The 12,558-nt window shown below is 64.8% G+C and carries 9 protein-coding genes and 1 pseudogene; 2 read left to right on the top strand and 8 right to left on the bottom strand.

The window, feature by feature from the left end:
- Positions 1–230: pseudogene (locus AC1DW2_RS40480) on the top strand (IS110-like element ISMex17 family transposase); the annotation flags it as partial.
- A gap of 224 nt (positions 231–454) precedes the next feature.
- Entirely contained in the window at positions 455–850 is a 396-nt protein-coding gene (locus tag AC1DW2_RS40475; RefSeq protein WP_155795382.1) for a nuclear transport factor 2 family protein, read from the top strand.
- A 238-nt stretch (positions 851–1,088) separates the two neighbouring features.
- Here the strand turns inward: AC1DW2_RS40475 and AC1DW2_RS40470 are convergent, their stop codons facing one another.
- From AC1DW2_RS40470 to AC1DW2_RS40435, 8 genes are all read right to left on the bottom strand, one after another.
- Positions 1,089–1,280, bottom strand: a complete 192-nt coding sequence (locus AC1DW2_RS40470) for a hypothetical protein (protein WP_282524419.1) — start codon at positions 1,278–1,280, stop codon at positions 1,089–1,091.
- Between the two features lie 222 nt (positions 1,281–1,502).
- Entirely contained in the window at positions 1,503–1,913 is a 411-nt protein-coding gene (locus AC1DW2_RS40465; RefSeq protein WP_063985193.1) for an acyl-CoA thioesterase, read from the bottom strand.
- A 7-nt stretch (positions 1,914–1,920) separates the two neighbouring features.
- Positions 1,921–4,017: a 3-hydroxyacyl-CoA dehydrogenase NAD-binding domain-containing protein gene (locus tag AC1DW2_RS40460; RefSeq protein WP_477008831.1), complete on the bottom strand. Its 2,097-nt coding sequence runs from the start codon at positions 4,015–4,017 to the stop codon at positions 1,921–1,923.
- Between the two features lie 2 nt (positions 4,018–4,019).
- Complete coding sequence (locus AC1DW2_RS40455) at positions 4,020–5,303, bottom strand: acetyl-CoA C-acetyltransferase (RefSeq protein WP_477008830.1); 1,284 nt, start codon at positions 5,301–5,303, stop codon at positions 4,020–4,022.
- Positions 5,303–7,570, bottom strand: a complete 2,268-nt coding sequence (locus AC1DW2_RS40450; protein ID WP_477008829.1) for an acyl-CoA dehydrogenase — start codon at positions 7,568–7,570, stop codon at positions 5,303–5,305. The genes AC1DW2_RS40455 and AC1DW2_RS40450 overlap by 1 nt, the downstream gene beginning before the upstream one ends.
- Before the next feature lie 301 nt (positions 7,571–7,871).
- A complete protein-coding gene (locus AC1DW2_RS40445) occupies positions 7,872–8,495 on the bottom strand; it encodes a flavin reductase family protein (RefSeq protein WP_028148599.1) in 624 nt (207 codons plus the stop codon).
- A 176-nt stretch (positions 8,496–8,671) separates the two neighbouring features.
- Complete coding sequence (locus tag AC1DW2_RS40440) at positions 8,672–9,271, bottom strand: TetR/AcrR family transcriptional regulator (protein WP_477008828.1); 600 nt, start codon at positions 9,269–9,271, stop codon at positions 8,672–8,674.
- Positions 9,272–9,304: 33 nt separating this feature from the next.
- Positions 9,305–12,442: an efflux RND transporter permease subunit gene (locus AC1DW2_RS40435; RefSeq protein WP_477008827.1), complete on the bottom strand. Its 3,138-nt coding sequence runs from the start codon at positions 12,440–12,442 to the stop codon at positions 9,305–9,307.
- Between the last annotated feature and the right edge of the window lie 116 nt (positions 12,443–12,558).

The following is a 12,558-nucleotide window of genomic DNA, read 5'->3' as shown; positions in this document are numbered from 1 at the left end:
GCCAGTGGCGCGGAAAAAGCTTCATTGGTGGCGGGCGACAAGCGGTGCGAACGGTATTGTTCATGGGAGCGATGACCGCCAGACGTCACAACCCCGTCCTCAAGGCCTTCTTTGAGCGCCTCGTGGCCAATGGAAAGCCGAAGCTCGTTGCCCTGATCGCCGTCGCCCGCAAGCTGCTGACCATCCTCAATGTCATGATCAGGACGAAAACACCATGGCAACCCGCTTGACAGCGAACACAGTCGCTCATCCGGCGCTTCGCGCCACCTTCTCCCACAAGGGGAGAAGGAAAAGGCAGCGGTATCAAGGGCTGCAAAAAATTCCGACCACGCTTTGCGCGTCAGAAATCGCGCCGCCTGGCGCAATGCAGCGTATTGCGACGACGATTGCGACCTGGCGCTCGAGACAATCAAGTGCGGCTGCAACAGTGGGCGCAAGATCAAGGACGGAGGATATGATGACACTCAATCGCGACCATGCTGCCACGACGGACCACGAGGCGGTGGCAAAGAACGTCGAGGCATTTCGCCTCGCCCAGATCGCGGCCGATCCGAAGGCCCTCGGCGCGCTGTGCGCGGACGATCTGAGCTACAGCCATTCCAGCGGCTTCCTCGAGGATAAGGCGGCCTTTATCGCCAACGCCACCGACGGCAAGACCGAATTCCTGTCGATTACGTACAAGGATCCAACCATCAAGATCGTTGGTCCCGCCGCGATCGTGCGCTTCCACTGGTTGGCCGAGATGATGACCGGCGGACAGAAAGTGGCAAACAGCCTTCACATCCTGATGAACTGGCTGAAGCAAGGCGACGAGTGGAAGTTGTTGTCGCGCTCCGCGACGAAATTGTGATTGCGATTCTTTCCCTCTCCCCCTGCGGGAGAGGGTGGCTCGCCGCGCGGCGGCGAGACGGGTGAGGGGTATGCTTCCGCGAGTAACTCTCTCGCTTCCGAATGCGCCGATAGAACCCCTCATCCGGCGCTTCGCGCCACCTTCTCCCACAAGGGGGAGAAGGAAAAGGCAGCGGCATCAAGGGCTGCAAAAAATTCCGACCACGCTTTGCGCGTCAGAAATCACCAGCGGAAGGCGCCTACGCCGCTTCCTTCACATCGCCGTTAACCAGCTTACGCGCGGCACGCTCGGCTTCGCGTGCGTTGCGGAAAAGCTGGCCTTCAAGGCGATTGAAGCGGTGCGACGAGGCGAAGAAACAATAGCCTCCCTGAGAACGAACGACGATACCTGCGGTTTGCGAGTCGACTTCGATAATATAGCTGTCCGACATGGTCCGTGGATTCCCTCAGTGCGGGCAAATAACGGCAGTCCTGCCCAAAGGTTCCTGAGCATTTTGTGGCCGTTTCCACCCCGAATCGACACGCAATTGAGTACGCCGGGACCTCATCCGTTTTATGACTTGTTCTTGGCGAAGCCGCGACGCGATGACTCAGTCGCGCCGCGTTTGGCGTGCCGCAAGTTTTCGTGAGATGGGGCAGAGCGTCGCGCGCGATTACGTCGCGATCGGCGGATCGTTGCGCTGGATCGCTTGCGGACGGCCGTCATCATCGATCGAGACGTAGGTGAAATGACCGTCGGTGACGAGGATCGGCTGGAGCTCCCTGCGCCGTAGCGCCCAGGCTTCGAGATGCACGGTCATCGAGGTGCGGCCCACGCGGACGAGATTGGCATAGACCGAAACGAGATCGCCGACATAGACCGCTTTGCGAAAATTCATCGCCTCGATCGCCACGGTGACCGTACGCGACCTCGCGAGCTTCGATGCGAACACGCCGCCGCCGACATCCATCTGGCTGAGCAGCCAGCCGCCGAAGATGTCGCCGTTGGCGTTGGTGTCGGCGGGCATTGCCAGCGTGCGAATGCAGAGATCGCCGCGCGGCTCGGTGTCGGACTTTTCGGTCATGTCGGTCTCACTTGAAACTGTCCCAGCCCGGGTCGGGCGCAAAGCGCCCGCCGAATCGCTCGGCCAGCGCGCGCAGGGTGGATACGACATTTTCCACGCCGCGCGTGCGCGCATAATTCAGCGGACCGCCGCGGAAGGGTGCATATCCCGTGCCGAAGACCATGGCGCCGTCGACCGCATCGGCATCGTCGACGATGCCTTCGCGAAGCGCCGCGACGCAGACATTGGACATCGGCAGCACCAGGCGGTCGATCATCTGGTCGGTGACGCGCGGGCCGGTCTCGGGCAGCGGCGCCTTCTCCGCCTTGCCGTCCTTCCAGGTGTAAAAGCCCTTGCCCGTCTTGCGGCCGAGCTCGCCCTTGGCGACCCTCTCGCGCAGCCAGTCCGGCGTCGGCGGGAGGAGATCGCCGAACTTGGTCCGCAGCATGTCGCCGACGTCGAGGCAGATGTCGAGCCCTACCTGGTCGGCGAGCTCGATCGGCCCCATCGGCATGCCGAACTGCTCGGCCGCGGCGTCGATGAGGCGCTGGTCGATCTTCTCGTCCAGCATCACCATCGCCTCCAGCATGTAGGGCGTCAGCGCACGGTTGACGAGGAAGCCGGGCGAGCTCTTCACGGAGAGCGGCAGACGGTCGATCGCGCCGACGAAGGCGAGCGCCTCCTTCAGCACCTGCGCGTCGTTGCCATCATGGCTGACGACTTCGACCAGCTGCAGCCGCGACACCGGGTTGAAGAAGTGCAGGCCGACGAGGCGCTCGGGTCGCGCCAGCGTGGTGCGCAGATCCTGGAGCGGAATGCTCGACGTGTTGGTCGCAAGGATCGCGCCCGGCTTCATTCGCGGCTCGAGGCCCGCATAGACTTTCTGCTTCAGTTCGAGCTTTTCCGGCACCGCCTCGATGATGAGATCGGCGTTGCGGACACCCTCGCCGTCCATGTCGGGGACCAGACGATCCAGCGCGTCGCGCACGTCGGTCGGCCTGCGGATGATCTTGCCGTAAAGCTCGGCGGCGCGCTTCACCGCGCCGCCGACCGGCTCCGCCTTCATGTCCGCGAGCGAGACGCGCAGCCCCTGCCCCGCACACCAGGCCGCGATATCACCGCCCATGGCGCCGGCGCCGATGACGTGGACATGTTTGACCGCATTGCCGCTGCCGGCGACCTTCTTCATCTGCTCGCGCAGGAAGAACACGCGGATCAAATTCTGCGCGGTCGGCGTCACCATCAGCCTGGCGAACGAGGCCTGCTCGGCCTTCAGCATCGCGGCCTTGCTGCCGCCATGGGTCTCCCAGAGATCGATCAGCGCGTAGGGCGCCGGATAATGCTCGCGGGGCGCGGCCTTTGCCGCCTCCGAGCGCATGCGCCTGGCCAGCAGCCCGCGCACGGGACCGAAATTCGCCGCGTGAGTCAGAGGGCCCGGACGCGCCCGCTTCAGACGGCCGAACAGCGCATCCTTCACCGCGTTACGGACGTGGCGCTCCTGCGTCACGGTATCGACGAGGCCGAGCGATCTGGCGCGGCGCGCATCGATGGTGCGGCCGGTCAGCATCAGGGCCATCGACTGGGTCGGGTTCACCAGCGCGGTGAAGCGCGCGGTGCCGCCGAGCCCGGGATGCAGGCCGAGCATCACCTCCGGGAAGCCGAAGCGCGCGCCATCGATCGCAATGCGCGACTGGCAGGCCAGCGCGACCTCCAGCCCGCCGCCGAGGCAGAAGCCGTGGATGACCGCGACCGTCGGCAGCTTCAGCGCTTCCAGGTGATCGACCACGGCATGCGCGGCGCGGATGCGCATTTCCACCACTTCAGGATCGGACGCGCCGCGGAATTCGTTGACGTCGGCGCCGGCAATGAAGCCGGACGGCTTTGCCGAGCGGATCACGAGGCCTGCGGGGCGTTCGGTCTCGATCGCCGCAAGCACGGCATCGAACTCCTCCATCACGTCCGAGGACAGCGTGTTGGCGCTGGCATCTGCGCGGTCGAACAGCAGCCAGGCGACGCCGTCGGCATCGCGCGTCAGCTTGAAGTGCTTGTAGGGGCTGTCGGTCGCGGGCCTGGGCCCAAGCTCCAGCACGCAGTCGCCGAGCGCGGTCATGATCCTGGAATCCATGGTCACACCGCCTCGATCAGCATGGCGCCGCCGAGTCCGCCGCCGATGCATTCGGTCGCAACGCCGCGGCGCGTGCCGAGCCGCTTCATCGCGTTGACGAGATGCAGCACGATGCGGTTGCCGGAGGTGCCGACGGGATGGCCGAGCGAGATGGCGCCGCCATCGACGTTGAGCCTGTCACGGTCGATCTCGCCGGCCGCGCCGTCGAGGCCCAGGATCTCGCGGCAGAATTTGTCGTCGTTCCAGGCGGCGAGACAGCCGAGCACCTGCGTCGCGAAGGCTTCGTTCAGCTCCCAGGTCTCGACGTCCTTGACGGTGAGGTCATTGCGTTGAAGCAGCGGCGTCGCGGACATTACGGGTCCCAGTCCCATGATGCTGGGATCGAGCGCGGCCCAGTTGCTGTCGACGATAACAGCCTTCGGCGTCAGTCTGTGCTTTGCGACCGCCGCGTCGGAGGCGAGGATCACCCAGGACGCACCGTCGGTGATCTGCGACGAATTGCCGGCGGTGACCTGGCCCCAGGGGCGTTCGAACACCGGCCGGAGCTTTGCGAGCGTCTCGGCCGTCGAGTCCGGCCGCACGCCGTCGTCATGGTCGAAGAATTTTCCGTCGCGGGAGAACGCGGTCTCGACCTCGCCCTTGAGAAAACCTTCGGCCTGCGCATGCGCGAGCCGGCGATGGCTCTCGGCGGCATAGGCGTCGGACTGTGCCCGCGTGATGCCGAAGAGATGGCCGACGACCTCGGCGGTCTGGCCCATGTTCAAGTCGGTGATTGGATCGGTGAGCCCGCGCTCCAGGCCGATGATCGGCTTGAGATAGCGCGGCCGCAGCTTGAAGGCGGCAGCGAGCTTCGCGGCCACGCCCTTGGCGGTGGCAAGGCCGGCGAACCAGCGCACACCGGAATTCGGCCAGACCAGCGGCGCGTGGCTCAGCGCCTCGGTGCCGCCGGCGAGGACCATGTCGGCATGGCCCTCGCGAATGTAGCGGTAGGCCGTATCGATCGACTGCATGCCGGAGCCGCAATTGATCTGCACGGTGAAGGCGACCATGTCCTCGCCCATGCCGAGCCGGAGCGCGGCGACGCGGGCCGGGTTCATCTCGTCCGCGATCACGTTGACGCAGCCGAGAATGACCTGATCGAAATCATCGGGTGAAAACGGCTGGCGCGCCAGCAGCGGCCGGCCGCATTGGACGGCGAGATCGACCGGCGTGAACGGTCCCGGCCCCGAACGCGCTTTGAGAAACGGCGTCCGGCTGCCGTCGACGATGAAAACCGGTCGTGCCATCAGCTCGCCGCCCTCTGTTCACCGAGTTCCTGGAAGAACTGATGCACATCTCCGGTTTTCTTGTAAATCGGCGACAGCGCTTCGGGCGCAAAATCATCGACCTCGATCACTTTTGTGACGGCTTCATGAGCGGCCGCAAGCTGCTCGCCTTCGGCCTGCGTGATCACGCCCTTGGCGACGCCATCCTTCCAGTCGCGGATGTGCGCGGCCCGCATGCGCTTGGCGATGGCATCGGTGCCCGCAACCAGCTTGAACGCGCGCTCCAGCCGGGCAAAGCCGCCGTCGTCGTCGACATGGGCGAGATCCGGCGTGAGACGCTCGCGCGCGGCCGACGGCTCCAGCACGAGACTTGCGCATTGGTGCACGACACGGTCAGACGGGCCGAGCACCCGCGCGCCGAAGGGCTGGACCACGAGCTTGAGGATAACAGCGACAAAACGGTTGGGCAGATTGGCGAGGATCTCGGCAAGCCGGTTCTCGATGGTCTTGAAGCCGGTCGCCATGCACCATTCCAGCGCAGCAAAATCCTCCTTCTGCCGGCCCTCGTCCTGCCAGCGTTTCAGCGCGGCCGAGAGCAGATAGAGCTCGGAGAGGATGTCGCCGAACCTCGCCGACAGCATCTCCTTGCGCTTGAGCGCGCCGCCGAGCGTGAGCAGCGCCATGTCGGCGCAGAGCGCAAAGGCCGCGGAGTAGCGCGCGAGCTGGCGGTAGAATGGCGTGGCATCACCCGCATCCGGCGCAAGCGCGAAGGCGCCGAAGCTCCAGCTCCGGCCGAACGCACGCAACAGCGTCTGGAAGCTGTGGCCGGCATGTTTCCAGAACGCCTTGTCGAACGCGGTGAGCCCGCGATCGCGATCGGTGTCCGCAAGCGCATTCATCTCGTCAAGCAGATAGGGATGCGCGCGGATGGCACCCTGCCCGAACACGATGAGGTTGCGGGTCAGGATGTTGGCGCCCTCGACCGTGATACCAACAGGCACGGCGCGGTGCAGATTGCCGAGATAGTTTTGCGGACCGTCAATCACGGCCTTGCCGCCATGGATGTCCATGGCGTCGTCGACCGCGGTGCGCATCCGCTCGGTCGCGTGCAGCTTCATGATGCCGGAGATGACGGCGGGATGGATGCCGGCATTCAGCGCCGCGCAGGTCAGCCGGCGCGCCGCGTCGAGCTGGTAGGCGGTGGCGACGATGCGCGCGAGCGGCTCCTCGACGCCCTCGAATTTGGAGATGGAGATGCCGAACTGCTCGCGGATGCGGGCGTAGGCGCCGGTGGTGCGGGCGGCATAGGCGGCACCGGCCGCCGACAACGACGGCAGCGAGATGCCGCGGCCGGCGGCAAGCGCCGTCATCAGCATCTTCCAGCCCTGCCCGAGTCTCTCCTTGCCGCCGATGACGTAGTCGAGCGGGATGAAGACGTCGCGGCCCCAGTTCGGGCCATTCTGGAACACCTGCATCGACGGCAGATGACGATGGCCGATCTTGACGCCGGGCAGATTGGTCGGGATCAGCGCGACGGTGATGCCTAGCTCTTCCTGGCTCCCGACGAGGTGGTCGGGGTCATAGGCCTTGAAGGCGAGGCCCAGCAGCGTCGCGACCGGGCCGAGCGTGATGTAGCGCTTGTGCCAGTTGAGCCTGAGGCCAATGACCTCGCGGCCCTCGAAATCGCCCTTGCAGATGATGCCGGTGTCGACCATCGAGGCGGCGTCGGAGCCGGCTTCGGGGCTGGTCAGGCCGAAGCAGGGAATGTCGCGGCCGTCGGCAAGGCGCGGTAACCAGCGCTCCTGCTGCTCTTTTGTGCCGAAGCGCATCAGGAGCTCGCCGGGCCCGAGCGAGTTCGGCACCATCACGGTGACGGCCGCCGCAATCGAGCGGGTCGAGATCTTGCGCACCACTTCCGAATGGGCATAGGGCGAAAAGCCGAGGCCGCCAAACTCCTTCGGAATGATCATGCCGAAGAATTTTTCGCGCTTGACGAAATGCCAGACCTCCTGCGGCAGGTCGCGCCATTCCCAGAATATCTTCCACTCGTCGAGCATGGTGCAGAGCGCGTCGACCGGGCCGTTGAGGAAGGCCTGCTCCTCGGGGGTGAGCGTCGCCTGAGGCACCTTCAGCAGCTTCGACCAATCGGGGTTGCCGGTGAAGAGATCGGCATCCCACCAGACGTCACCGGCCTCCAGCGCCTCGCGCTCGGTGTCGGACATCGCCGGCAGCACGCCGCGCGCCCAGGAGAAGATCGGCTTTGTGATGGTGTCGCGGCGGAAGCTCATGGCTGACCTCATGCATCGGCGCGGTTATCGGCATTTTAGCGGAAAGTGGCCGGGGTAAGTGAACACTTCGCGAGCAAAAAGACGCGAATTGACGCGGCCGGGCGGCCGCCCCGGGGGCCATAACGGCCGGGACGTGGGGGCAGTTCCGGGGAGGGGAATCGGGCTGAATGCCCCGTTGTCATTCCGGGGCGACGCGCAAGCGTCGAGCCCGGAATCCATAACCAACATCGGGAGTATGGATTCCGGGCTCGCGCCTGACGGCGCGCCCCGGAATGACGTGTGGAAAGAGCGGTCGCCCGGATCAGTCCGGCCGCACCATCTCGAACATGTTTTCCGGCTTGATCTCGAAGTAGTCGCCGCGACGGCCGGCGCGGACGATGGGGCGGGCGGCGGCGGTCTGGTAGACGCCGTCCTTGATCATGGCCTTGTCGATATGGACGGCGACGACCTCGCCCAGCGTCAGCCAGGCATCGGCCTCCTTGCCGTCGGCACCCTTGAGGCGGACGATGTCGGACACCTTGCACTCGAAGGCAACCGGGCTCTCGGCCACGCGCGGCACGTTGACGAGCTTGCCGGGGACGGCGGTCAGCCCTGCGAGCTTGAACTCGTCGACCTCGGGGCCGACATGCGCGGCGGTCGCGTTCATGTGCTTGGCGAGATCCATGGTCGTCAGATTCCAGACGAACTCCCGGGTCTGCTCCATGTTCGACACCGTGTCCTTCCAGTTGGTGGAGGAAAACCCGATGATCGGCGGCACGTAGCAAAAGGCGTTGAAGAAGCTGTAGGGCGCGAGATTGACGTGGCCCTTGGTGTCGCGGGAGGAGATCCAGCCGATCGGCCGCGGCGCGATGATGGCGTTGAAGGGATCGTGCTTGAGGCCGTGGCCCTTGGAGGGCTCGTAGAAATAGAGGTCTTTGTCGGTCACGCGCTGCTTCCTTTTCGTCATTGCGAGCGCAGCGAAGCAATCCAGAATCCCTCCGCGGAGACAGTCTGGATTGCTTCGCTGCGCTCGCAATGACGGAGTTTGTTGGTCCGTCATTGCCCGCCATCCACCCGTTAAGGGCGGCGCTAAGCAGTTTATAGGGGAAATTCCAGCGCCCGTCAGTGGCGCGGCGACAGACCCGCGATGACGAAATCGATCATCTGGTCGATGGTCGGGCCCGGCTTGGTGGCGCACTGGGCGATCATCTGGGGGTGGAAGAAGCGCATCATCGCGGTGCAGGCGCACATCGAGGCCAGTTGCAGGTCCGGCGCTTCGAACTCGCCGGACGCGACCCCTTGCGCGATCACCTGGCCGATGACACCGGCAATGCACTCCATATGGGCGACGCAGACGTCCCAGTCCTCCTGCATCGCGATCTCGACCATCTCATGCAGCTTGTTATCGCCGACATAGCGCTCGGTGTTCATGCGATGGATGGTGGTGAGCAGCTCGCGGAAGCGCGGGAGCACCGGACCAGGCCTCGCCACGATCCGCTGCGCTTCGATCTCGACCTCGCCCATCAAGGCCCGCGCCACCGACTGGTGAATCGCCTTCTTCGATTCGAAGAAGCGATAGACATTGGCGGGGCTCATCCTGAGCTCCTTGGCGATGTCCCCGACCGTGGTCTTCTGGTACCCGATCTGGCGGAACAGCCGCTCAGCCACCTCGAGGATACGATCCCGGGTGTCGCCTTCGATATGTTCCGCAACCAGTGTCATGTGTCAGGACTCGTCCATCAGCAGTCTTCTCATTTATTCAGCCGCTTCAGCAAGCGGAATTGCGTGCTGGTCATCGCTCCCATGCTGCGGCGCGGCAGGCTGCTCGGGGGTGCCCGCCTCGTCCAGGCTCTTCCTGAACCACAGGGCGTAGAGGCCCGGCAGGTACAGCAGCGTCAGGAAGGTCGCGACGAACAGGCCTCCCATGATCGTGATCGCCATCGGGCCCCAGAAGGCCGAGCGCGACAGCGGGATCATGGCCAGGATCGCGGCGAGCGCCGTCAGCACCACCGGCCGGGCGCGGCGGACGGTTGCCTCCACGATCGCCTCACGGCGGGTCAAGCCGTGGGAAACGTCGGTCTCGATCTGGTCGACCAGGATGACGGTGTTGCGCATGATCATGCCGGCGAGCGCGATCAGGCCGAGCAGCGCCACGAAGCCGAACGGGGCATTGGCGACGTTGAGGCCGAACGAGGCACCGACGATGCCGAGCGGCGCGGTGAGGAACACCAGGATCAGGCGCGAGAAGCTCTGCAGCTGGAACATCAGCAGCGTCAGCATCACCATGACCATCAGCGGGAAGAGGATGAAGATCGAGGCGTTGCCCTTGGCGGATTCCTCGAACGCCCCGCCCGGCTCGATGCGGTAGGCCGGCTCGAGATTGTCCTTGATCGCCTTCAGCTTCGGCGTGATCTGGCTGGTGACGTCGGGTGCCTGCACGCCGTCGACGACGTCGGAGCGCACGGTGATCGCCATGTCGCGGTTACGCCGCCACATGATCGGCTCCTCATGGGCATACTCGATCTTGGCGATCTGCTGGAGCGGCACGGCGACGCCGTTCTTCGAGGTGATGGTCAGATCGCCGACGCCGCCGAGATCGAGACGTTCGGACGGGACCGCACGGGCGACCACGGCCACCTTCTCGATGCCGTCGCGAATGGTCGTGACCTGCGCACCCGAGATCAGCATCGACAGCGCCTGCGAGACGTCCTGCGGGGTCAGGCCCATGGCGCGGGCACGATCCTGGTCGACGACGAGCTTGAGGTAGGGCGACTGCTCGTTCCAGTCGAGCTGGACGTCCTTGACGCTCTTGTTCTGCCGCATGACGTCGCGGACCTGATAGGCGATCTCGCGCACCTTGTTGGCGTCGGGGCCGATCACGCGGAACTGGACGGGGAAGCCGACCGGCGGACCGAAGTTGAAGCGGTCGACGCGCACGCGCGCCTCGGTCAGCATGCCCTCCGCAGCCGCGTTCTCGATCTTGGCCTTGATGCGCTCGCGCGCCTCGACGCCCTTGGCGACGATGACGATCTCGGCAAAGGCCTCGTTCGGAAGCTGCGGATTGAGGCCGAGCCAGAAGCGCGGCGAACCCTGGCCGATATAGGACGTATAGGTCTCGATGTCCTTGTCGTCCTTGAGCAGCGTCTCGGCCTTCTTCACCGCCTTCTCGGTGACGTTGAAGGCGGTGCCCTCGGGCAGGCGGAGCTGGAAGAACAGCTCGGGCCGCTCCGACAGCGGGAAGAACTGCTGCTGGACATGGCCGAAGCCGACGATCGAGGCGATGAAGACGCCGACGGTCGCGGCCACCACGGTGATGCGGTGGTTGACGCACCATTGCACGATGGCGCGCAGGCCGCGGTACATGCGGGTCTCGTAGACCGCGTGCGGATCGTGATTGTGGTGCACCTTGATGTTGGGCAGCAGCATGACGCCGATATAGGGCGTGAAGATCACCGCCACGAACCAGGAGGCGACCAGCGCGATCGCCACGATCCAGAAGATGCTGCCGGCATATTCGCCGACCGCGGAATTGGCAAAGCCGATGGGGAGGAAGCCAGCGGCCGTGACCAGCGTCCCCGTGAGCATCGGAAACGCAGTGGATTCCCAGGCAAAGGAGGCCGCGCGAAAACGGTCCCAGCCCTGCTCCATCTTCACCACCATCATCTCGACCGCGATGATCGCGTCATCCACCAGCAGGCCGAGCGCGATGATCAGCGCACCGAGCGTGATGCGGTGCAGATCGAGCGACATCATGTTCATGACGACGAAGACGATACCGAGCACCAGCGGCACCGACAGCGCGACCACGATGCCGGTGCGCCAGCCGAGTGCCAGGAACGAGACGAACAGCACGATGACGAGGGCTTCCATGAAGGAGTGCACGAACTCGCCGACGGCGTGCTCGACCACCTTGGGCTGGTCGGCGATGAGCTTGACGTCGATGCCCTGCGGCACCGCCTTCATGAACTCGGCGGTGGCCTTCTCGACCTCCTTGCCGAGATCGAGGATGTTGGCGCCCTTGGCGGTGACGACACCGATGCCGATCGCGGCCTTGCCTTCCTGGCGCACGATGAAGCTCGGCGGGTCGACATAGCCGTGGGTGACGGTGGCGATATCACCCAAACGGAACACGCGGCCGTTGCTCTCGACCGGCGTCTCGGCCACGGCCTTGGCGCCATCGAGCGCGCCGGTGACGCGCAGCGGCACGCGCTGCGACGAGGTCTCGACCGTGCCGGCCGGGGTCACATTGTTCTGCTTGGCGAGCGAATCGAACAGTGCCTGCGGCGTGATGCCGAGAGTGGCGAGCTTGGCGTGCGAGAATTCGACGAAGATGCGCTCGTCCTGGTTGCCGTAGACGTCGACCTTGGTCACACCAGGCACCTTCAACAGGCGCTGGCGGAAGCCTTCCGAGACCTTCTTGAGCTGGGCATAGTCGGCGCCGTCGCCGGTCATCATGTAGAGGATGGAATCGACGTCGGAGAACTCGTCGTTGACGACGGGTCCCAGAATGCCCGAAGGCAACTGGCCCTGCACGTCGGCGAGCTTCTTGCGCAGCAGATAAAACAGATACGGCACGTCCTTCGGCGGCGTGGAATCGCGGAAGGTCACCTGGAGCGCGGTGAAGGCCGGCTTGGAATAGGTCTGCACCTTCTCGAAATAGGGCAGCTCCTGGATCTTCTTCTCGATGGGGTCGGCGACCTGCGTCTGCATCTCCTGCGCGGTCGCGCCCGGCCAGATCACGGAGACGTTGACCACCTTCACCGTGAAGAACGGATCCTCGGCTCGCCCGAGCTTCTGATAGGAGAAGAAGCCGGCGACGCCGAGTATGATCATCAGGAACAGGACCAGCGTCGGATGGCTGACGGCCCAGGCCGAAAGGTTGAAGCGCTTCATCGCACTCTCCAAAGATGGTCCAATTGCAAAAAAACCACAGCCACTCTGTTCAAACCGTCGTCGCGAGGCAGCGAAGCAATCCAGGGGGCTGGGCAGGTTCTGGATCGCTTCGCCGC

The organism is Bradyrhizobium sp. P3_C3 (assembly GCF_056402655.1).
Note: the sequence above shows the minus strand (reverse complement) of the source record. Positions and strands in the feature narration are given on the sequence as shown.

Excerpts from the sequence above, each read along its gene's own strand:
- AC1DW2_RS40475 (WP_155795382.1), top strand. The coding sequence starts at position 455 with ATGATGACACTCAATCGCGACCATGCTGCCACGACGGACCACGAGGCG.
- AC1DW2_RS40470 (WP_282524419.1), bottom strand. The coding sequence starts at position 1,280 with ATGTCGGACAGCTATATTATCGAAGTCGACTCGCAAACCGCAGGTATC.
- AC1DW2_RS40465 (WP_063985193.1), bottom strand. The coding sequence starts at position 1,913 with ATGACCGAAAAGTCCGACACCGAGCCGCGCGGCGATCTCTGCATTCGC.
- AC1DW2_RS40460 (WP_477008831.1), bottom strand. The coding sequence starts at position 4,017 with ATGGATTCCAGGATCATGACCGCGCTCGGCGACTGCGTGCTGGAGCTT.
- AC1DW2_RS40455 (WP_477008830.1), bottom strand. The coding sequence starts at position 5,303 with ATGGCACGACCGGTTTTCATCGTCGACGGCAGCCGGACGCCGTTTCTC.
- AC1DW2_RS40450 (WP_477008829.1), bottom strand. The coding sequence starts at position 7,570 with ATGAGCTTCCGCCGCGACACCATCACAAAGCCGATCTTCTCCTGGGCG.
- AC1DW2_RS40440 (WP_477008828.1), bottom strand. The coding sequence starts at position 9,271 with ATGACACTGGTTGCGGAACATATCGAAGGCGACACCCGGGATCGTATC.
- AC1DW2_RS40435 (WP_477008827.1), bottom strand. The coding sequence starts at position 12,442 with ATGAAGCGCTTCAACCTTTCGGCCTGGGCCGTCAGCCATCCGACGCTG.